This window comes from Sphingobacterium sp. SGR-19 (genome assembly GCF_011043555.1).
Taxonomy (GTDB): Bacteria; Bacteroidota; Bacteroidia; order Sphingobacteriales; family Sphingobacteriaceae; genus Sphingobacterium.
Genome location: NZ_JAAKGS010000003.1, coordinates 229,942 through 251,827 on the forward strand (window position 1 = coordinate 229,942; position 21,886 = coordinate 251,827).

The 21,886-nt window shown below is 39.9% G+C and carries 22 protein-coding genes; 10 read left to right on the top strand and 12 right to left on the bottom strand.

Going from position 1 to position 21,886, the window contains the following annotated elements:
* Positions 1 to 7: 7 nt before the first annotated feature.
* The 5 genes from G5B43_RS08505 to metA all read right to left on the bottom strand — a co-directional run bounded on the left by G5B43_RS08505 (position 8) and on the right by metA (position 4,623).
* On the bottom strand, positions 8 to 745 hold the full coding sequence (locus G5B43_RS08505) for a LytR/AlgR family response regulator transcription factor (RefSeq protein WP_165294310.1): 738 nt from the start codon (positions 743 to 745) through the stop codon (positions 8 to 10).
* Positions 732 to 1,787 carry a histidine kinase gene (locus G5B43_RS08510; protein ID WP_165294311.1) on the bottom strand — a complete coding sequence of 352 codons (1,056 nt, stop codon included), beginning with the start codon at positions 1,785 to 1,787 and terminating at the stop codon, positions 732 to 734. Before G5B43_RS08510 ends, G5B43_RS08505 begins: the two co-directional genes overlap by 14 nt.
* Before the next feature lie 79 nt (positions 1,788 to 1,866).
* Positions 1,867 to 2,862 (bottom strand): hypothetical protein, encoded by a 996-nt coding sequence (locus G5B43_RS08515; protein WP_165294312.1) that lies wholly within the window; start codon positions 2,860 to 2,862, stop codon positions 1,867 to 1,869.
* A gap of 91 nt (positions 2,863 to 2,953) precedes the next feature.
* Entirely contained in the window at positions 2,954 to 3,091 is a 138-nt protein-coding gene (locus G5B43_RS08520) for a hypothetical protein (protein ID WP_165294313.1), read from the bottom strand.
* A 587-nt stretch (positions 3,092 to 3,678) separates the two neighbouring features.
* Positions 3,679 to 4,623 carry a homoserine O-succinyltransferase gene (gene metA / locus G5B43_RS08525; RefSeq protein WP_165294314.1) on the bottom strand — a complete coding sequence of 315 codons (945 nt, stop codon included), beginning with the start codon at positions 4,621 to 4,623 and terminating at the stop codon, positions 3,679 to 3,681.
* A 430-nt stretch (positions 4,624 to 5,053) separates the two neighbouring features.
* Here metA and G5B43_RS08530 point away from each other — a divergent pair, with 430 nt between their 5' ends.
* Positions 5,054 to 5,479 (top strand): nuclear transport factor 2 family protein, encoded by a 426-nt coding sequence (locus G5B43_RS08530; RefSeq protein ID WP_165294315.1) that lies wholly within the window; start codon positions 5,054 to 5,056, stop codon positions 5,477 to 5,479.
* 67 nt (positions 5,480 to 5,546) lie between these two features.
* Here G5B43_RS08530 and dnaB read toward each other — a convergent pair whose 3' ends face one another.
* Positions 5,547 to 7,133: a replicative DNA helicase gene (gene dnaB / locus G5B43_RS08535; protein ID WP_165294316.1), complete on the bottom strand. Its 1,587-nt coding sequence runs from the start codon at positions 7,131 to 7,133 to the stop codon at positions 5,547 to 5,549.
* Between the two features lie 416 nt (positions 7,134 to 7,549).
* Between dnaB and ubiE the strand changes: the two genes are divergently transcribed.
* Genes ubiE through G5B43_RS08550 form a run of 3 tightly spaced genes read left to right on the top strand, consistent with a single transcriptional unit; the run spans position 7,550 to position 9,558 of the window.
* Positions 7,550 to 8,290 (top strand): bifunctional demethylmenaquinone methyltransferase/2-methoxy-6-polyprenyl-1,4-benzoquinol methylase UbiE, encoded by a 741-nt coding sequence (gene ubiE / locus G5B43_RS08540; RefSeq protein ID WP_165294317.1) that lies wholly within the window; start codon positions 7,550 to 7,552, stop codon positions 8,288 to 8,290.
* 15 nt (positions 8,291 to 8,305) lie between these two features.
* A complete protein-coding gene (locus tag G5B43_RS08545) occupies positions 8,306 to 9,079 on the top strand; it encodes an SDR family NAD(P)-dependent oxidoreductase (RefSeq protein WP_165294318.1) in 774 nt (257 codons plus the stop codon).
* Positions 9,080 to 9,108: 29 nt separating this feature from the next.
* Complete coding sequence (locus G5B43_RS08550; protein WP_165294319.1) at positions 9,109 to 9,558, top strand: GatB/YqeY domain-containing protein; 450 nt, start codon at positions 9,109 to 9,111, stop codon at positions 9,556 to 9,558.
* Here G5B43_RS08550 and G5B43_RS08555 read toward each other — a convergent pair.
* A complete protein-coding gene (locus tag G5B43_RS08555; protein ID WP_165294320.1) occupies positions 9,550 to 10,506 on the bottom strand; it encodes a GNAT family N-acetyltransferase in 957 nt (318 codons plus the stop codon). The two genes, G5B43_RS08550 and G5B43_RS08555, sit on opposite strands and share 9 nt — an antisense overlap.
* Before the next feature lie 3 nt (positions 10,507 to 10,509).
* Positions 10,510 to 11,343 carry a 1-acyl-sn-glycerol-3-phosphate acyltransferase gene (locus G5B43_RS08560; protein ID WP_165294321.1) on the bottom strand — a complete coding sequence of 278 codons (834 nt, stop codon included), beginning with the start codon at positions 11,341 to 11,343 and terminating at the stop codon, positions 10,510 to 10,512.
* A gap of 194 nt (positions 11,344 to 11,537) precedes the next feature.
* Between G5B43_RS08560 and G5B43_RS08565 the strand changes: the two genes are divergently transcribed.
* The 6 genes from G5B43_RS08565 (at position 11,538) to G5B43_RS08590 (ending at position 17,987) form a co-directional block, all read left to right on the top strand.
* Entirely contained in the window at positions 11,538 to 12,200 is a 663-nt protein-coding gene (locus G5B43_RS08565) for a CBS domain-containing protein (protein WP_165294322.1), read from the top strand.
* Between the two features lie 52 nt (positions 12,201 to 12,252).
* Positions 12,253 to 13,146, top strand: coding sequence for an NAD kinase (locus tag G5B43_RS08570; RefSeq protein ID WP_165294323.1), 894 nt, complete (start codon positions 12,253 to 12,255; stop codon positions 13,144 to 13,146).
* 92 nt (positions 13,147 to 13,238) lie between these two features.
* A complete protein-coding gene (locus G5B43_RS08575) occupies positions 13,239 to 13,976 on the top strand; it encodes an isoprenyl transferase (protein WP_165294324.1) in 738 nt (245 codons plus the stop codon).
* Positions 13,977 to 14,100: 124 nt separating this feature from the next.
* A complete protein-coding gene (gene bamA, locus G5B43_RS08580; protein WP_165294325.1) occupies positions 14,101 to 16,689 on the top strand; it encodes an outer membrane protein assembly factor BamA in 2,589 nt (862 codons plus the stop codon).
* A 61-nt stretch (positions 16,690 to 16,750) separates the two neighbouring features.
* Entirely contained in the window at positions 16,751 to 17,284 is a 534-nt protein-coding gene (locus G5B43_RS08585) for an OmpH family outer membrane protein (RefSeq protein ID WP_165294326.1), read from the top strand.
* 118 nt (positions 17,285 to 17,402) lie between these two features.
* Positions 17,403 to 17,987 (top strand): OmpH family outer membrane protein, encoded by a 585-nt coding sequence (locus G5B43_RS08590; protein WP_165294327.1) that lies wholly within the window; start codon positions 17,403 to 17,405, stop codon positions 17,985 to 17,987.
* Positions 17,988 to 18,590: 603 nt separating this feature from the next.
* On the opposite strand, the gene rplT is transcribed toward G5B43_RS08590, so the two are convergent.
* The 4 genes from rplT to thrS form a co-directional block, all read right to left on the bottom strand.
* Positions 18,591 to 18,935 (bottom strand): 50S ribosomal protein L20, encoded by a 345-nt coding sequence (gene rplT / locus G5B43_RS08595; RefSeq protein WP_105724249.1) that lies wholly within the window; start codon positions 18,933 to 18,935, stop codon positions 18,591 to 18,593.
* A 100-nt stretch (positions 18,936 to 19,035) separates the two neighbouring features.
* Positions 19,036 to 19,236, bottom strand: coding sequence for a 50S ribosomal protein L35 (gene rpmI, locus G5B43_RS08600; protein WP_105715938.1), 201 nt, complete (start codon positions 19,234 to 19,236; stop codon positions 19,036 to 19,038).
* 42 nt (positions 19,237 to 19,278) lie between these two features.
* Positions 19,279 to 19,806: a translation initiation factor IF-3 gene (infC, locus tag G5B43_RS08605; RefSeq protein WP_410528481.1), complete on the bottom strand. Its 528-nt coding sequence runs from the start codon at positions 19,804 to 19,806 to the stop codon at positions 19,279 to 19,281.
* A gap of 47 nt (positions 19,807 to 19,853) precedes the next feature.
* Complete coding sequence (gene thrS, locus G5B43_RS08610; RefSeq protein ID WP_165294329.1) at positions 19,854 to 21,779, bottom strand: threonine--tRNA ligase; 1,926 nt, start codon at positions 21,777 to 21,779, stop codon at positions 19,854 to 19,856.
* Between the last annotated feature and the right edge of the window lie 107 nt (positions 21,780 to 21,886).

Consider the following 21,886-nt stretch of genomic DNA (forward strand, 5'->3'; position numbering starts at 1 on the left):
TGTACATCTAGTTACCCATTTTTTCCGAAGGGTAGTACGCTTTGACAAAATCATCTAGATATTCTGCGCCGATAGAAAGAGGTATATCATAATCTAATAGATAAAACTGTCTCATCGCCCGGGAAAATTTTATTACCTTATGGATATTAACGGCATAACTGCGGTGTGCTTGGATAAATATATTGCGAGGTAAAATAGACATTAATTCCCGGAGCGTGGTACGGGTCTTTACCTTCCTTTTATCCGACAGATGGAAACAGACATAATTTTTATCACTTTTTACCAAACCAACATCTGCAAAAACGATCTTTGCATCAAACCCCTCCTTTACATCCTTCACAAACAGAAAGCCTCTCCCAAAAGCTTCAGAATAGGTGGCTTTCGATATTACACGGTTTATAGCCTCTGCCAAGCGGGCATAATCAACAGGCTTGGGAATACAGTCGTCGACCTGTATGTCGAAGGCATCCATAGCGCGTTCCGTATACGCGGTAACCAAAATTACTGCAGGACGCGGCTGCATAGACTTGACTAGGGAAATACCATCGAACCCTTCCATAACAATGTCCGAGATCAAAAGATCTACAGGATTGTTTCGCATGTATTGGAGTGCACGAACACTATCTGTTTCGGTACCAATAACGATCAAACGGCCATCCGTCTGCAAATAGGTATACAACACACGCAACATGACGGGATCATCATCCAAAAGGAACACACGTAATCTACCGTTAGGCTGATCCATGTTTACTTTGTTTAATCGTTAGCTCCACAAAGAAATAGCCTAAACGCTTGCCGTAGCGCAGACTGTATCGCTGTTGTGCCAAAAGATCCAAACGTTCCTGAACACTGGATAGTCCAATACCGCTACTACGTCCAAATCGTCTTTTACCTTCGAATTTGTTGATGGCAACAAATGTAAACATATCTTTTTGACAGTCTAACTTTATTTTAATGGAACGACAAGTTCCCTTAACAGAAGCGTACTTTAAGACATTGTCCATAAAACTCAATAGTAAAACAGGTGGTACCAAATGTCCTTCCAGTGTTCCCTTTTTCACATACTCGACCACATCATTATTCCCATGTTGGAGGCGGATAACATCGATCAAACTTTCTACTTGGTTGACCTCCTCCCGTAAGCTGATCATCGTAAGCCGGGCTTGCGTTTTTTCGTAGCTGTATCGTTGAACGCTTCCTAACCTACCCAATGAGCGTGCAAATTCCCAATTTCCTTTCAGCGCAAGCTGATTCGCTATCGACGAAAGAACATTATATTGAAAATGACCGTCCAATACAAAACGCAGTTGTTGCTCCTTTAGCTCACTGTTCTCACTTTTCTGTTGCTTAAGAATAGTTAAAGCATGAAAACCCCATATAATCAGCTTAAACAGAAAGACATGTGACAACAGCTTACAATATTCGACAATCCATGTAACAAAAAGATCACCCCAAGTTAGCCTGTATTCACTATTATAGAATACAATTCCATACAAGGGAAACAGTTTATAAATCATCAAATAAGCCATGCTCACCAATGCCGGGTAAAGTAGAAGCAGCATAAAAACGCAGTATATCCAGGCACGTCTGGCTGCACTGTACCTGATAATAAACCATACGATATAGAAAAGGGGGACGTAAAGCAAAAGGAAACTCACCACTGCTACATATATATTCCCTTCAAATTCACTTTGATTACGTGAAACCGTCAACCAATAGTATGCCACCCACCCTAATAGATGGATGAGGATGTGAACAGGAACTTTAAGTTCGGCTATTTTCTTCATCGCGGTTGAATAAGGTAGTGCTTCACATAAGTTTAGGATGTCAACACAAACTTTCTCCCGCTAAAATTACAAAAAATATTTAACTCTTCATCAGTCTTATCAAACGTTTCCAGCTGTCCATCCACAAAAAAGATAATTTCCCGATTTCCTGACAGGTGTATCGAGGACTGATCATCATATAGTACCGCGTCCCCACACGACAGGGCCAATATGACTGATTCCGTCTTCTTTTATTACCTCCTTCCCGCTTTCCGGGCATGGTATGCACATATAGCCAGCCCTCCCATATTTCAGGTCTTGGAGAAACAACTTCCTGCAAATGCTGATATAGCGTCTGGAACATACGCGATGTATAATATTCCAAAGGTTCCTCACTATTGGGGAGGATGGTCGGATAACTTTTATAAAATGTGTCGTCGTTATCATCCAAAGAGGAAAGGATGGGGTATATAGGAATATTTAGTTTATGTGATAGTATAGCTAAGCCTTTACGTACGAGAAGGTCACAATTGAAAAACTGCACCTGCTCACCCTCTGTCCCATCTTTTGCCGGTATAGCCCCGTGATTTCCATCCATATAAACTAAAACGTGAAAACCATTCCGTAGGGCTCCCAGCAACTTGATGAGACAATTGCTTGCATCCGCGTCGATCAACTGTAAAGCTCCGGCATTTCCCATTTTCGCATGTTGCGCAAGCAGATATTCGCCTTGCTCAGCTATAATCTCGTTAGACATAATAATAGCTACCTGTAGCCCTTGTATACACATAACACGGTTAAGTAGTCGATATGACCCCGTGTGGAAGGTAGCTAAAATACCAGGTCGATCCTTGATTTGTCCAATATATGACGTCAAGCCCGCTAAAACTTCTTGTTTGACTGGTAGCACTTTCGACAACTGATCATCCGAAGCACGATATCTAGACATTACTAAACGGCGATAGATATCGGGATAATTAGAGGTTTCTATATGGGGACAGAACCTATATAGATTAGCGGCGAATAACGCGTAAAGCCAAGATGTTGCTACGTCACTCTCGCTTGCTGTGCTTCTTTCCAAAAAATCCATTATCATAATGTTTCTTATTGAATTTCCTAAATCCAGAAGATAAAAAGAAAACCTGACCTCTGTTAGATCAAGTCAGGCTTTCTATAGCTAATTTAACTTAGATTGTTCTGAAAAAACACTTTGGTTCTTTCTTGGATGAAGCTTCTGCATCCCAAAACGCTACCATGGTTGGCAAAGCCACCTGTGCCCGGCGACCTGTAATCGCCTTACGTAACCATACTTTTAAAATCTTCATGTTTTTCAAATTAAGTGTTCATACTAAGCTTTCATGGTGTGGACAGTTCCCATGCCCATACCTCCGTCCGGATCGGAGCCCGATGAAATGCTTCAAAAAATTAAGTAAATATTTTGAAGTTAAAGATATCTAGGGACAATGTATATGATCTTAGTGACAAACCTATAAAAGAACACCACAAAATAATATATACCAGAAAACGAAAGTTTAGTCGTCGATTAGATGACATTGACCCCATCAACAAATTGCCACCCAACAAATTTTGTATACATTAAACATCTACAGAAAAGGAGTTCTCCTATTATCTACCCCTTAAAAACAGCCATACACCGTTACAAATATGCCTTCTACAGTTTTATTTGGCGGTAAAAATTTAAATATACAATTTGGCATCATCGTGAAGAAGAGAGTCATTGTGTATGTTTCTGATGTCTAGAAGACGATATGATGACGATGAAGAGGGAAAGACATCTTTATAGAAACATCGGGGGGAGAAAAATAGTCAGGTCGCGGAAACCGGGCGTGCCGCGTACCTGACTACTTCCTTTTATTCTTTCGAATTGTAACCGCAACGAAGCCGGTCTGCATTATCCCTGTAGCTTGATCTCGCCCAAATTTGGGACGTCTTTTAAATTAAATGGCGTTGCTTGGTAAACATAGTAGTTCAACCAATTGTTAAATAATAAGTTTGCATGGCTTGTCCAGCGAACCAACGGGGGATTATTGGGGTCGTTATCTACATAATAGTCTAAGGGCATATCAATGTCCAACCCCTTTTCCAAATCCCTTTTGTATTCATCATCCAATGTGAGAGGTGCATATTCGGAATGACCGGTGAAATAGAACTCGCGTCCTCCTCTGGAAGAAAGGATAGCAAGCCCCGCATCCTTAGATTCGGACAAAACAGAAATTGATTTCTTATCTGTTATTGATTTTTTCAAAATCGTAGTATGACGGCTGTGCGGAATAAAAAACTCATCATCAAAACCTCTGAATAGCGGATGCCGTTTCTCGGTAGCCGTATGCTTAAATACGCCGAACAATTTTTCTTCTAAAGGCGATTTCTCTACACCATAGAAATGATAGAGCGCCGCTTGAGAAGCCCAACAGATATATAATGTGGAAGTAACATGGGTTCTCGCCCAATCAAATATGCTCTTAATCTCTTCCCAATAAGATACTGCCTCAAAATCCATCATCTCCACCGGTGCTCCGGTGATGATCATACCATCATAGAAATCATCGCGCACTTCACTAAATCCCTTGTAAAACATTTCCAAATGCTCCTCAGGTGTATTTTTTGAAGTATGGGTGTCCAGCCGTACAAATTCTATTTCGACTTGTAAAGGATTGTTGGACAACAGCCTTATGAAATCAGTCTCCGTCGTTATCTTAAGGGGCATTAGATTAAGAATAAGCACACGCAACGGGCGAATGTCCTGTGCCGCCGCTTGTAAATCGCTCATCACAAATATATTCTCTTTCTCCAAAAGTTGAATAGCTGGAAGATTATCTGGTATCTTGACTGGCATACTATTTCCCTCGCTTAAGTTGATCTAAAAACTGACTGCAAAAATATAAAGAATTAACCGGAAGAAAAAACATCCTGTAGTAAACACCTTCCAAACTCATTAAAGATGATACGTCCACATACGCACACCTTTTGTTCATATCCGAACAACCTGCAAAACAAAGAAAATCACAAATAGCTCACAATGAAACATTTCATTTTTTGGCAATGCGATTGGATAGTATCGCACAGAAGATATGGACAATAAAACCATAACGATAATCGGTAAAAAAATTCACCGAATATTATACTGGTTTTACCGAGGAATATCAAAGACTGGTCTAATTGGCATTTCGTACTATCCAGCACGAGGCTACTTTTGAATCATCAAAACAGTTAAAACATAAAAAGATTAAAAAAATAAATATTAACAACATTAAAAACTTACTACAATGAAAACGACAATCGCAACCATCGCAACAGCATTTATCATGATGACATCATTCAGTTCTTTTGCAGCTGAAAAAGTTAATCCGCTGAAAGATCTAAATTCCATGTACATTATCGCTACTTATTTAGAGGCCGCTACCGCTGGCAGCATCGAATTCAACAAGTTTCTGTTTTCAGAGGATTTTGAATATCGAAACACCGCTAACAATGTATGCTACAACAAAAAGACATATACTAATTTTTTAAAGACAAATAAAGGGTTGAAATTCAATTGTGAAACGACCTATGAAATGCTGGATGAATGTGGCAAAGCATGCGTCGCTAAAGCCACAATGAAATTCGACAACTTTACACGTATTGATTATATTACGCTAAACCACAGCGAAGACGGATGGAAAGTAAATAAAGTGGTAACGACCTACCCATAGGACCTGGGTATTTGTTTCAATGTTTAGTTTAGTGAAAAGCCTACATGATGTAGGCTTTTTATCTTTTTTAGAATGGAGCATCGTCTGGCATATCGTTCATTCTTGAAGGCATGGTAATGCCACCACCACCGCTGAAACCTCCAGTCCCACCGAATGCATCAGATGGTCCAATTGCAGAGAAGTTATCCGCTCCTCCTCCAAAGGAATCCACACCTCCAAAATCTTCTTCCAAATCCACGAACTTCACGTACTTACCAATAAAGCGTAAAGGGACTATTCCTGTTTCACCATTCCGGTGTTTCGCAATAATAACCTCCCCTACACCTGCTGTAGGACGTCCTTCTTCGTCTTCAGTAAGTCCATAATATTCGGGGCGATAAAGGAACAATACCATATCAGCATCCTGCTCTATGGACCCCGACTCCCGCAAATCCGACAACATTGGACGCTTACTATTTCCTGGCCGGGATTCTACGGCACGGCTTAACTGGGAAAGCGCCAATACCGGAATATTCAGTTCTTTGGCAACAGATTTCAATGCTCGTGAAATACTACCGATTTCTTGTTCCCGGTTTCCTCCGCCTTTTCCTTCACTCTTTCCGTGCATAAGCTGTAAATAATCCACGATCACCATTTGGATATCATGTTGCGCCTTCAAACGACGACATTTCGCTCTAAACTCAAAGACATTTAATGCAGGCGTGTCATCAATAATAAGAGGGGCTTCTGTTAGTCTCCCTATTCGGGAATGCAATTGCTGCCATTCGTGATCAGCCAGATTCCCTTTTTTTAATTTTTCCTGTTCAATTTCTGTTTCACCCGCTATCAAACGATTAACTAACTGCACCGACGACATCTCCAACGAAAATACCGCCACCGGACGTTGATGGTCTACCGCTGCATTTCTTGCTACAGAAAGAACAAATGCAGTTTTTCCCATCGCCGGACGAGCCGCAATAATAACAAGATCGGAAGGTTGCCAGCCAGACGTCATCCGGTCTAATGCGGTCAACCCAGAAGGAATACCTGTCAATCCGTCCGTACGGTCACGAAGCGCTTCCAAATTGGTGATCGCTTCCCGCATGATATCATCCATCTTCCGCGAATCGCGACGTAAGTTATTTTGTGCGATGTCAAATAGAGATTTCTCGGCGTGATCCAACAAATCAAATATATCGGTCGTTTCGTCGTAAGAGTTGTTTATAATTTCTGTCGATACCTTAATAAGTTCCCGCTGAATGTATTTTTGGGAAATAATACGGGCGTGGTACTCGATATTAGCAGCGGAAACAACTCTATCTGTGAGTTGCGTAATATAATAAGCGCCTCCCACCATTTCCAACGCGCCCATTTTCCGAAGTTCGGCGGTCACGGTTAACAGGTCAATAGGTGACGTTTGCTGAAACAAATTGAAAATGGCTTCGTAGATTTTTTGGTGTGCTTCTTTATAGAATGAATCTGGTTTAAGAATATCGATAACTTCACTAAGTGCATTCTTCTCCAACATCAAGGCTCCTAAAACGGCTTCTTCCAAATCTAAAGCTTGTGGAGGCAATTTCCCTAATCCACTGACTAAATTATTCAAGCTAGCCCGTTTCTTAGCAAAATTAGTTCTGCTCCCCGCATTGTTCGAAAATTCATTCTCTATCGCCATTCCAAAAAAATTCTTCTGTTTATTGTTGATGCTGATCGTAACGAATAACAAAAATATAAAAAATAAACAGGAACAATCCATCTATTTGTACACACTTCGGTGTATTGTAAAAAAGCGCCGTTATAACTCCCTTGCGGATACGGGTTTCCATACTAGTGTTTTCCACACCACCTGTTAATAACCTGTGGAAGGAAAAAAAAGTCTCTTTCAAAACAAAGAGTTACAGGAATGTTAATAACTCCAGAGGGTGTTAAGAACTGTTACGGCAGATATTACCTAAAGCAAAAATAAGCATACCTATACCCTTTTGATTAAGTACCAAATAGTTAATGTTATTTAATGCATATTTCTCCACCCCTGACATACGAAAGAACACAGTTTTAGCAGGATAAAAATCAATATCGTATCTTTGCTTTATGGCAAATGATACCCGAACGATAAAACCTTACAAAGCGCAGAAAGGTGGAAAGAAAGAACAAGTAACAAATATGTTCAACAACATATCCAAAACGTACGATATGTTGAATCGGATGATGACGATGGGTATCGACACGATTTGGCGTAAAAAGGCGATTCGGTCGTTACGCAGCATCCATCCGCAGCTTATTCTCGATGTAGCTACAGGCACTGGTGATTTTGCATTGGAGTCTATCAAGATATTGAATCCCAAAAAGATTATCGGCGTAGATATTTCTGCGGGTATGCTCGATGTCGCTCGCGAAAAAATTGAGAAGAAAGGCCTACAGGAACAGTTTGAAGTTCAGCTTGGCGACTCCGAAAAACTGCAATTCGAGGACGATACGTTCGACGCCGTTACCGTTGCCTTCGGTGTTCGTAACTTCGAAAACCTAGAACAGGGGCTCGCGGATATCCGTCGTGTACTAAAACCGGGCGGCAAAGCTGTCATCTTGGAGCTATCTAACCCAACCACCTTTCCCATAAAACAATTGTATCATTTCCATTTTCATACATTGACACCAGCATTGGGCAAATTGATCTCGAAAGATTCGAGCGCTTATTCTTACCTTCCCGAATCCGTTGCTAATTTTCCGGACGGTGAGCGGTTTGCCGCCATTACGCAAAAGGTGGGGTTCAAGGAAACTAAAGTAAGGCCACAAACGTTCGGGTTCTGTACCATATACGAATGCACGAAATAATAATTTTCAACAACAATGAGAACGGTACTTATAACAGGAGCAAGTTCAGGAATCGGTGAAGCTTGTGCGGAGGTTCTAGCGAGCGAATCCAAATACAGGCTCTTACTTTGTGCTCGCCGTTTGGAAAGGCTGGAAGAATTGAAGACGAAAATTCAATCTGCCTATCCCACTTGCGATCTGTTTTGCTTTCAACTTGATGTACGCGAGAACAACGAAATAGAAAAAACGTGGCGTAATCTCCCTACAGCATGGCGGAATATTGATATCTTAATTAACAATGCAGGACTTAGCCAAGGACTGGAACCTATACAAAATGGGAATATAGGAGATTGGGACAGGATGATAGATACAAATATCAAAGGATTACTTTACGTCACGAAGCATACTATCCCCTTGATGGAACAAAGTGAAGCACCGCATATTATCAATTTGGGTTCTATTGCAGGTAAGGACGTCTATCCTAACGGAAACGTGTACTGCGCAACCAAACATGCCGTGGATGCGCTGACAAAAGCTATGCGCATAGATTTGCTGGAAAAAGGAATTAAGGTAACTTCTATTGACCCAGGTATGGTCGAAACAGAGTTTTCGGAGGTTCGTTTCAAAGGTGATAAAGAGCGTGCGAAAAATGTATACCGGGGATTGACTCCGCTTTCTGGAAAGGATATAGCGGAGATTATCGCATTTGTACTTTCAAGACCAGCTCACGTAAACATCAATGACCTTTTGGTCATGCCCACGGCACAGGCCAATGGAACAGTTGTTGTTCGTGATTCCTCTAATATTTAAATACTATAAATACTAAATACTAAATCAACATGTCATTAGAACAAAAAATCAATCAGGATATTAAAGCGGCCATGATCGCTAAGGACAATGCTAAACTACGTGGTCTACGTGCTATCAAAGCAGCTATATTATTAGCAAAAACTGAAAAGGCCCAAGTGGAAGAGCTCAGTGAAGACACAGAAATCAAAGTCTTACAAAAACTGGCAAAACAACGTAAGGAATCAGGAGATATTTACAAAACCCAAAATCGGGAGGATCTGTATCAAATCGAGATGGAAGAACTGCAAGTCATTGAGGAGTATCTACCTAAACAACTGGATAGATCTGCCATTGAAGAAGTTGTGAAAGGCATTATAGCAGAAGTTGGGGCAACGTCCATCAAAGAAATGGGTAAAGTAATGGGTGCGGCAAATCAGAAACTTGCCGGCCAAGCAGATGGAAAAACGATATCAGAAGTAGTGAAGTCACTGCTAAGTTGACCTCACCCCTTTATCTTTATCCCGTTCATACGTGGTCATGTGCCGCTCTTTTTTGGCGGGATAAATATCTTCCAATGTAATCATGATACCCGTTTCTTCTACCTCACCAAACTCGTCATTCAACGCGGTGCCGAAAGTACGCATGGTAGGTGATAAATTCATATAGGTATTGATAAGCGGCGGTATATTTTCACCTAATTCCCGGACCTTCGCGTTAAGCAGTTTGTATCCATCTTTATAGGCCAACCCATCGAACATCCCTACAAACGGTGTAATATCCGTTTTATATTTTAAATTTAGGTGTTCAAAAGGAACGACTAATTGATCTTTATCCGGAAAGTAATATTCCATAAAATAAATTAGCAAATCGCGTGCGGTTTCGTTATAATGCGGATACATCGTCACTTTTCCGAACAAATACTTTACATCAGGATTAATAACAACCAACGCACCTAAACCATCCCATAAATTATCCAACGAAAATAATCCTTTCCTGTTGTCTATAGAAGGTTGAAACCGAGGCTGTACCCAAGAGCGCCCAAGTTCCAATGTATACGGCAAAAACTCTTTTTTGAATTTATCGGAAAAGTGAAAATAATGCGCTGTAGACAGATGAAGGTTTCCCTCTTTATCAATGGCATTTAAACATTTTATAACGCGGTAGCCGGCGATGATTTCTTCTTCTTCTGGATTCCAAGCAATAAGTTGGTCGTAGTTATGTTCGCATGTATCATTCTCATCAATATCAAGCGGTAATCCTGTTCCACCCCCTGCTCCGCGAAAAGTGACCTCGCGGAGGCGGCCGATTTCGCGCATAATATTGGGAGCAGTATGATAGTTAATTAAATAAACCTCATTATTTCCATTATTGGTATAGCGTACAAAAGCATCTTGTGTCAATTCCTCTTTTATTAACACTCTGTCTACCGGTGGTATAATCTCCTGCATATATTATTTTTTGTCTCCCATTCTGTATACTATCTCTCTCACGTGATGAGCCCATTCGCGTTCACTTCTGGATCGGTCAAATTCCTGGTAAGGAATTCGTTTTCCGACGCGTATAGTTACCGTATGGTTTCGTTGAGAAAACATCTCATCCGGCAAATATAACATCTCCATGTTTACTTTTAGTCCAAATTTTTGTCTCAGTCTAGCTAAATTATAGAAAAAATTAGAATTTTTCCCATCAATGTAAACCGGTACGATGTCTCTTTTGTATTTTTTTGCTTTTGAAATGAAGCTCTTCTTCCATTCCAGATCTGCAATCTTCCCTCGTATTTTGCGTGAAACCAAACCTGCCGGGAATACCAACAACGCATTATCAGATGCATAAGCTTGGTCGATTGCCATAATTCCATTTTTTGCCTGTCCTCCCACTTTGTTTACCGGGACAAAAAGAGGTTCTAGGTTTCGGATATTCATCAATATATCATTCACCAGAAATTTGACGTCGCGCCGATGCCGACCTATTGCCTGCATGATAGCAATACCATCCAGTCCTCCGAGGGGATGATTAGAAGCAAATATAACACTATCGTTAACGGGGATGTTCTCTTCACCTTCCAATACTACTTTTACACCCAAATCCGCAATTAAAGCGTCAACGAAATCTAAACCATATAAGTCCCGGAATCTGCTCATAATATCGTTTATCTCATCTTCATGGATAACGCGCTCCAAATAGCTTATTAACGGGCTCGGAATCCATTTGGCCAACTTTGGACTTTTTTTTCGAATTACTTCACGAATCTGAATAAACTTTACCTGCTCTTCTTCTCTGGCCATTTGTTTTTTAATAAGTCCCGTGTTTGCATAATTATTGGCGTAAAAATAATAAATTTAAATTTTAATGATGTAAAAAGTTATTTACATGAATAGTATACTCGATAAAGGTAATATTGTTAATTTAGCATATAATTAAACAAGAGAACAGAAAACGGTTTTAAGTTTTCTTTGTTTAATTTTTAAAACAGCTCATCATGTATATAGGTGAAATTCTAGCAAAGAACTATTTTGACGTTCAATCAGACGATAGCATTGGGTTCACATTAGATAAAATGAATGAGCTCCATACCACGCAGCTTCCCATTGTCGACGAACGTGACTTATTGGGTATTGTTACAGAAGATCATTTGCTTTCTGCACATGACGAAACACAAACCGTAAGCAGCTTAATGGTGTCTTTACGTTTTGTTTATCTATACGAATATCAACATATTTATGATGCGCTTCAGTACATGGATGCGCATCAATTGGAAATACTTCCTGTCTTGGATAAAGAAAACGCCTATATTGGTGTCGTTTCTATTATAGACCTATTATCTGCTATCAACGAAACCTTGGGCAATAAAGACCCCGGTGCCATCATTGTGCTGGAGTTGGGGAAAAATGATGTATCATTTTCACACATCGCCCATATCTTTGAATCGGAAAATGTACGTATTCTAAATACAGCCGTTCGTGACATTCCAGATACGACTAAAATCGAGATGACCATCAAGGTTGACAAACAAAATATTTCGACGGTAGTTGCCTCTCTGTGGCGTTTTGATTACGTTGTCAAAGCTACGTTCAACGACGGCAGCCAAGATTCAGACATCAAAGAACGCTACGATATCTTAATGAATTACCTAAATTTATAAAACTCATCTTAATTTTATTAGGTTTGCGTAAGTTTTGACAAAACCGCTTTTTATGCAACAAAAATCCATCGCTATATATGGCAGGGCTTTCAATTCATCCGTTGTTCCTTATGTTGAACAATTGTTTTCCTATTTGAAAGAAAAGGATATCACCATTTATATTTATTCTGATTTCTACGATTTTTTGAAAGAACAACTAGATTGCCCTGATACGTTCCTACGTTATTATAACCATCGCGATCTCCCACATGATATTTTGTTTTTACTGAGCCTCGGCGGCGATGGCACAATGCTTTCTGCGGTATCACAAGTTCGAGATTCCGGGATTCCAATTGCTGGGATCAATTTTGGACGACTTGGTTTTTTGGCTTCCATTCACAAAGCAAAAATAATCCAAGCACTCGATGATATTTTTGCGGGGCATTACACATTGCAATCACGGGATTTACTGGAGGTAAGCAGCGATCAGCAACGTATTTTTGGTGACGCCAATTTTGCGTTGAACGACATCACCGTTTTCCGCCACGACACATCGTCCATGATTACAATCAATGTGACCATAAATGGAGAGCTTTTGAACGCTTATTGGGCTGACGGTATTATTATTGCCACACCTACAGGATCGACAGCGTATTCCCTAAGTTGTGGAGGCCCAATTATCATGCCGGGAAGTGGTAATTTTGTGATCACGCCTGTTGCCCCGCATAATCTGAATGTACGGCCGATCGTCATCTCAGCAGACAGTGAGCTGGAATTAGAGATTGAAAGCAGAACCGATAAATATATACTCAGTTGCGACTCACAAAATGAAACGTTGGACACCACAACTAACCTGCGCATTAATCGCGCTCCTTTTCGAGTACACCTTATCCGCTTACCGTCTGATAGTTTTTTCGGCACGTTACGTGAAAAACTACTGTGGGGCTTAGACGTTAGAAACTATTAACGACACATTTTAACACAATTTAATACGTCCTTATTGTTCGAAAACGCCTATCTTTACACCATAAAATCCCCTGTTGGGGAGTCGATTAAAAAATGAGTTTCAAACAAAAGATAAATCCGAAAGCGCTACCACAACATATAGCTATTATTATGGACGGTAACGGTAGATGGGCAAAAGGCTTTGGAAAGTTGCGTATCTTCGGCCATCAAAATGGGGTGACCGCTGTTCGGGAAGCACTAGAAGGTTGTATAGAAATCGGTGTGCCTTATTTAACGCTTTATGCTTTCTCATCTGAGAATTGGAATAGGCCGAAGATCGAAATCAACGCGTTGATGGAGCTGCTGGTTGATACATTGGCAAAAGAAACCAAGACTTTTCTTGAAAATAATATTCGTTTAAACGCTATTGGCAATATAAGCGATTTGCCACAAAACTGCCAAACAAAATTGGAAGATACGATAGCGCTGACAAAAAATAACAGCCGATGTATACTTACACTCGCATTGAGTTACGGTTCCCGAACAGAAATTATTGATGCGACCAAATCCATCGCTAAACAAGTAGCCGAAGGCAAATTGGCAGTGAAAGATATTAACGAACAAACTTTCCGTGACAACCTATACACCAGCGAAATACCTGATCCTGACCTCATGATTAGGACAAGCGGTGAACAGCGTATAAGCAATTATCTTCTGTATCAAATGGCGTATACGGAATTTTGCTTTTTGCAGAAAATGTGGCCTGAATTTACACGTGAAGATCTTTTCGAAGCCATTTACAATTATCAGCGAAGAGAAAGAAGGTTCGGCAAAACAAGCGAACAGCTATAATATTATATTTATTACCTTTGCACCATCAATTCAGAGCCTAATTTAAAAGGCTGGTTATTAATTATTTCTTTTAACAAAAATTAACAAGAGATTGGTGTACTTTAGCACCGAGAAAATAGAATAAATGAAGCGCTTACTATATTTAATAACATTTACACTAGTTTTCGGAGGGCAACCATTATTCGCTCAAATCCAAGGAAACAACCCGATTAACCTAAACGACCCTGATGACATCAGTTATTTAGATCCTAAAAATTACATCATAGGCGGCGTACGGGTTTCCGGTACGGAGTATCTGGACAACGACGTATTGATTACTATTTCTAAGCTTGTCGTCGGTCAATATATCGAGATCCCTAGCGAAGAAACGGCGAATGTCATCAAAACCCTGATGGCGCAAAACTTATTTGACGATGTACAGCTATATGCTGATAGATTTCAGGGAGACAATGTGTATTTGGAAATCCGCGTTCGGGAACGTCCGCGTCTTACCCGCATTGAGATTGAAGGTCTGAAAAAAGGAGAGAAAGAGGAAGTACAAAAACGCTTGAATACCAGTTCGGGTAAGATTGTTAACGAAAACCTGTTGAAAACTACCCGTTCCACCATCCAAAAATTCCTCCGGGAAAAGTCTTTTCTTTATCCCGAAATAGAAATTACAACCAAAAAGGACAGTGCGGAAGCGAACAACGAAATTGTTATCGCCAACGTCACCAAGAACAAAAAAATAAAGGTTCACCGTGTATATTTTGATGGAAACGAAGCGTTTTCCGAACGCCAGTTACGTAAATATTTAAAAGGGGTAAAACCTCGTCGCTGGTATCGTATTTTCGGACCGGGTAAATTTAAAGACGACAAATACAAAGAGGCCAAAGAGAACTTAGTTGCCAAGATGCAAGACAAGGGATATCGGGATGCCCAGATTCTTGTTGACAGTATTTCCCGTTATGACAATAACGAGGTAGACGTGCATATCAGCCTTCATGAAGGCCCCCGTTACTATATAGGAGATATTCAATGGTCTGGAAACTCAAAATATACCGACTCTGTCTTGAACCTATTACTGGGAATGGAGAACGGAGATGTATATAGCGAGGAAAAGTTGAGTACAAAACTGATGGGACCTACCCGGAACAGTGATGACATCAGTTCATTATATCAAAACGATGGTTACCTTACTTTTGGCGCACAGCCTATTATTAAACGTATCTATAACGATACCGTAGATGTAGAAATTGTCTTAAATGAAGGTAAACAATTCACGATTAACAATGTCATCGTCAAAGGAAATGATGTTACGAATGATCGCGTGGTTTTACGTTCCATTTATTCCAAACCCGGACAAAAGTATTCCCGAGAGCTGATTATGCGCAGTATCCGTGAAATTTCCCAGTTGGGTATGTTTGATGAACAGAAGATCCAACCTGACATTCCACAATCGTCGATGAACTACGAAGAAGGGACAACAGATCTTGTATTCAACGTAGCAGAAAAGCCGTCGGATCAAGTTGAACTTTCGGGGGGATATGGTGCCGGACAGGTAATCGGTACATTGGGATTAACTTTCAATAACTTCTCTACAAGTAACTTTTTTAAAAAAAATGCTTGGAAACCGCTTCCGCGTGGCGATGGACAAAAGTTGAGTATTCGTGGTCAGACATCCGGAAAACGATACCAATCGTATAGCTTCTCTTTCTCTGAACCATGGTTAGGTGGTAAAAAACCAATTTATTTTGGTTTGAGCGCTTATACATCTAGCTCTGCTATGTTCGGATTTGATCCTTGGACAGGTAGACAAATAGTCGCAGATTCCGATCTTAGCCGTATTTGGATGACTGGTGTAACGGCTACATTAGGTAAACGTCTGCAATGGCCAGATAACTATTTTCAAGTAAATACATCGTTATCTTTCCAACGCTACAAATTACAGAATTACGCAGGCTACTTTTTATTTGATAACGGTACTTCCTACAATATGAACATTACACAGGAAATCAGTAGAAATTCGGTGGATGCACCTATCTACCCGACTTCCGGATCACATTTCAAATTTTCCGTACAGTTGACTCCTCCCTATTCTGCTTGGAACAATATTAACTATCAAACGGATGCTCCCGAGGTAAAGTATAAATGGACGGAATACCATAAATGGAAATTTGACAGTCAGTGGTATACAAGGATTGTTGGTAAACTGGTCTTGAAAAGCCAAGCACAGTTTGGTTATTTGGGTAATTACACCAATAGAACGGAAACTTCTACTTTCGAACGGTTTAAGCTTGGCGGTGACGGTATGATGGGCTTTGATTTTTTACAGGGTTCCGAAATTATTGCCATGCGGGGTTATGCTAACGGTACCATTATTCCCGAATCAACGGGCTCACAAAACGATGGTATACGTAGAGCTATCAACTCAGGTAGTCCTATTTATGCGAAATATCAATTAGAGCTTCGTCATCCTGTTATGCTGAATGAGCAGGCGACGGTGTTTGTTTTGGCTTTCGCAGAAGCCGGTAATACCTGGAATAAATTCAGCGAGGTCAATCCATTTAAGATGCGTCGTTCGGCCGGCATAGGCGCGCGTATCTTCTTGCCTATCTTTGGTATGTTGGGTATAGATTATGGTCATGCCTTTGATCCAATCCCTGGATTACAGGCCAGCCAATGGAAACAGAACTTCACTTTCAGCATATTACAAAACATGGGTGGCTTTTAAACTTTTTGGAACTATAATTGTCCTAAAATTTAGAGAAATAAGTAGCGTAAAAATTTATAAAATGAAAAAGGTAATATTTGTCATCAGTTTGATTATAGCTTCAGTAACCCTAGCTTCTGCTCAGCGGTTGGCTTATGTGGATTCTGAATATATTTTAAAACACATCCCGGAATATACCACGGCTCAAAAGCAGTTGGATGATCTATCTACGAAGTGGCAGGCTGAGGTCGATAAGCAGTATGAGGAAATTGAAAAGTTGTATCAAGCCTATCAGAATGACCAAGTCTTGTTAAATGAAGATATGCGTCGTCGTAGAGAAGACGAAATTGTCAATAAAGAAAAGCAAGTAAAGGATTTTCAGCGTCAAAAATTTGGTTTTGAAGGCGATCTTTACAAAGAGAGAATCCGTTTGATCCAACCTGTTCAAGATCGCGTATCCAAGGCTATACAGGAGCTAGCAAAAAGTGAAAGTTTGGATTTAATCTTGGATAAGGGTAGTGAAATAGCGATATTATTCGCAAACCCCAGTTTGGATAAAAGTAATGACATCATTACAAAATTAGGTTTAAAACCGAATCCTAGTTTGGCGAATTAATTTTTTTATTATACTTGTGTCAAGAAATCACAATTAATTATTAACGTTATATTTTATAAAACAAAAAAGTGTATTGGTTAATAAAAGAGAACCAAACAAAATGATTAAAATGAGAAGAATGAGAAATTTATTTAGAAGTGTAGCTTTAGTAGCGGTGGTATTTTTGGGCGTACAGCATGTAAGTGCTCAACAAAAGATTGGTCATATCAATGCCGATGAAATTTTTCAGTTGACTCCTGAATTTAAAACGGCAAATGATCAGTTGAGAACGCTTAACGATACGAAGACCCAAGAATTACAAGGCATGTATGCGGAATTTCAAAAAAAACAAACGGAAGCCAACGAAAAATACAGAAGCCGTAGTGAAGCAAACAAGGATAGTATTGACGCACAACTCCAGACATTAGGCCAAGAGCTTCAAAACATCGAACAACGTATACAGGAAGTACAACGTGTAGCTCAGGAAGATTTACAAAAGAAGCAACAAGAGCTTTTGACACCTATCCAAACAAAAGTAATGAACGCCATCAATTCGGTAGCGAAAGAAAAAGGATATGCTTATGTACTTGACACATCCGCAGGAAATGTCATTTATTTTCAAGGTGGAGAAGATATATCAATGGACGTGCGCGCAAAATTAGGGATTAGCCCAGATGCTAAACCAGTAACACCAGCCGTACCTACTGGGCAACCTCAGCAGTAATCCTTTAGCAAACGAACAAACAAAGGAGACCATTTAGGTCTCCTTTGTTTGTTATATACGCCATGGTCTCGATCCAGTATTTTAAACCTGTTTTATATCCCTGGGGATCAGCAGCAGACCTAAAAATGAGATTCCCTTTAAAAAAATATACATGTTTTAACGGCGTAATATTTTTTAATATCTCCTCACATGAGTTTGAGGAGATATTTGTATACAGTTTCGACAAAAGCGCTTTATTGTACTGATGAAACGCTGTATATTATATAGTGGAATAGTCGGCACGTTACTGCGAAATACTTCAACAAAAAAGCAGTCGTCTTAAAAGAGAAAATAAGCCTTCATAAAATAATATAAAAAGTTGATAAGATCCAAATAGACGCTTAAATCGCACATCGATGATTGGGTTGATAAACACCGGAACCTCCTGTCGCTTTATAATGGCTAAACTTATTGTAGTAACATATACTGATAATTGTGAAGCAAACATCGCTAAATCTAAAGTATGAGCTGTAGAAACGGTTATAAAAAGAAAATTTGATGTAAAAAAAGAGCCTAAAAGGCTCTTTTCCTAAATATCTAACAAATTGATAACGGGTTAAAACTCTATTTTACGGTATCAATTACGGCTTTAAAAGCATCAGGGTTGTTCATTGCTAAATCAGCCAACACCTTGCGATTTAGACCGATATTTTTAGCATTTAACTTCCCAATCAACTGTGAATACGAAATTCCATGTTGACGAGCACCTGCGTTGATACGCTGAATCCATAAAGCTCTGAACTCGCGTTTTTTGGTTTTACGGTCGCGATAAGCGTATTGTAAACCTTTTTCTACTGTATTTTTAGCAATAGTATAAACTTTGCTTCTTGAACCGAAATAGCCTTTGGCCATTTTCATGATTCTTTTTCTTCTTCTTCTCGAAGCTACTGCGTTAACCGAACGTGGCATATTATTTTAAATTTAGTTTGGTATCAGGCGTTACGTTTTTCAGCAATCTTACTACCTAATACCCGGTTAAAAAATTATTATTATAAAATCGAAATAAAACTTATTTACCGATGCCAAGCATACGTTTTACGTTGCCCATATCTGCATCAGAAACATAACTTGTTTGTGTCAAATTACGTTTTTGCTTTGTTTCCTTTTTTGTCAAGATATGGCTTTTATAAGCACTTTTTCTTGCAATCTTACCTGTTCCAGTCAATTTAAAGCGTTTTTTCGCGCTGGAATTGGTTTTTACTTTTGGCATAATGAAATTAAATTTTATATCAATCTGTTAGATTTTCGTATTTTATTTTTTTGGAGCAGTCTTTGGAGCAATCGTTAAAAACATCCGCTTACCTTCAAGTTTAGGCAACAGCTCTACTTTTCCGTAGTCCTCCAATGCTTGTGCAAAGCGTAATAATAATATTTCACCTTGTTCTTTAAAAACAATGGCACGCCCTTTAAAATGTACGTACGCACGGACTTTCTCCCCGTTCTCCAAAAACTTGATTGCATGTTTTAGCTTAAACTCGAAATCATGATCATTGGTATTTGGACCAAAACGAATCTCCTTTACAACGGTTTGCTTGGCATTCGCTTTAATCTCTTTTTGCTTCTTCTTCTGCTCGTATACAAACTTACTGTAATCAATGACCCTACAAACAGGAGGATTGGCATTTGGCGAAATCTCCACTAGGTCAAGTTCCAATTCGTCTGCTAATTCTAATGCTTTACGAGTAGGATAAATGCCTTGTTCAACATTATCACCCACCAGACGCACCTCTGGTACCCTGATGAATTCGTTAATGCGATGTTCTGGTTCTTTCTTTCTCATTGGCGGTCTAAAACCACCCGATCTTTTTAATGCCAAATGTTTAAATATTAAACGGTTATTTCTTTAATTAATAATTCCTTAAATGCTTGTGGACTCATTGAGCCTAAATCTATCGACCCGTGTTTACGAACAGAAACTGTGCCACTTTCGACTTCTTTCTCCCCTACAATCAACATATAAGGGATTTTTTTCAATTCCGCATCACGAATCTTACGACCAACTTTCTCATCACGAAAGTCAATCAGTCCGCAAATATCGGAATTATTTAGCGAATCTAAAAGGTTTTTTGCAGTTTCTTCATATTTTTCAGAGACCGGCAAAATTATAAATTGCTCTGGTGCAAGCCATAAGGGGAATTGCCCTCCACAATGTTCTATAAGCACCGCAACAAATCGCTCTAATGAACCAAATGGCGCACGGTGTATCATTACAGGACGATGCTTTTGGTTATCGCTACCTGTATATTCAAGTTCGAAACGCTCAGGCAAATTATAGTCTACTTGAATGGTTCCCAGTTGCCATTTACGCCCCAATGCATCTTTCACCATGAAATCTAATTTAGGCCCATAGAATGCTGCTTCTCCATACTCTACAACCGTGCGGAGCCCTTTCTCTGTTGCAGCGTTTATAATAGCCGCTTCTGCAAGATCCCAATTTTCATCGGTACCGATATATTTTGCTTTATTCTCCGGATCACGTAAGGAAACCTGTGCCGTATAATCATCAAATCCCAATGCTCCGAAAACGTATAAAACGAGGTCAATCACTTTTTTGAATTCCTCTCTAACCTGATCGGGTCGGCAAAACAAATGCGCATCGTCTTGCGTAAACCCACGTACCCGTGTTAATCCGTGCAACTCGCCGGATTGTTCATAGCGATAAACTGTACCAAATTCCGCATAACGAACGGGTAGATCTTTGTACGAACGAGGTTTTGTTTTATAAATCTCACAGTGATGCGGACAGTTCATTGGCTTTAAAAAGAATTCCTCCCCCTCGACCGGTGTTTGGATAGGCTGAAACGCATCTGCGCCATATTTTTCGTAATGACCCGAAGTGATGTACAGCTGTTTATGGCCAATATGTGGTGTCACTACCGGTTCATAGCCAGCTTTTATTTGTGCCCGTTGTAAGAAGTCTTGCAATTTTTGACGTAAAGCGGTGCCTTTAGGTAACCAAAGCGGTAACCCCGCCCCTACTTTTTCCGAAAACGCAAACAGTTCCAACTCTTTTCCAAGCTTACGGTGGTCACGTTTCTTTGCTTCCTCGATAAATTTTAAATACTCTGTCAGCTCAGATGCTTTTGGAAAACTGACCCCATATATGCGGGTAAGTTGCTTACGTGTTTCATCTCCACGCCAATATGCTCCCGCCACATTTGTCAATTTAATTGCCTTGATAACACCCGTGTGCGGAATATGTGGTCCTCGACAAAGGTCTGTAAAATTACCCTGTGTATAGAAAGTAATTTTACCATCCTCCAAATCCTTGATCAAATCCAGCTTATACTCATCACCTTTCTGTGTGAAATACGCCAAAGCATCCGCCTTCGAAACCGACTTACGTTCAAACGTTTCTTTTTGCTTTGCCAGTTCCAACATCTTATCTTCAATCTGCTTGAAGTCGTCGGAAGAAAACTCGCGGTCGCCAAAATCCACATCGTAATAGAATCCTGTCTCAATTGCCGGGCCTATACCGAATTTTATCCCTGGGTACAACACCTCCAAAGCCTCTGCCAATAAATGGGCAGATGAATGCCAAAAGGTGGATTTTCCTTTATCATCATTCCAGGTCAATAATTTAACAGAGGCATCCTCTTCTATCGCTCTCGAAGCATCCCATACTTCACCGTTCACCTCGGCGCCTAATACATTTCTGGCCAAACCTTCGGAAATCGATTGGGCTATCTGCATCGCAGTCGTTCCCTTTTCATACTGACGGACAGATCCGTCAGGCAGTGTAATGCTAATCATCTACGAATATGATTTTAATTTATTAAAAAATTGAAGTTTAACTATTTACAGACAGCCAGCATACTACGCTGTAAATTATCTATAAGTTCGAACGCAAAGATATTCAA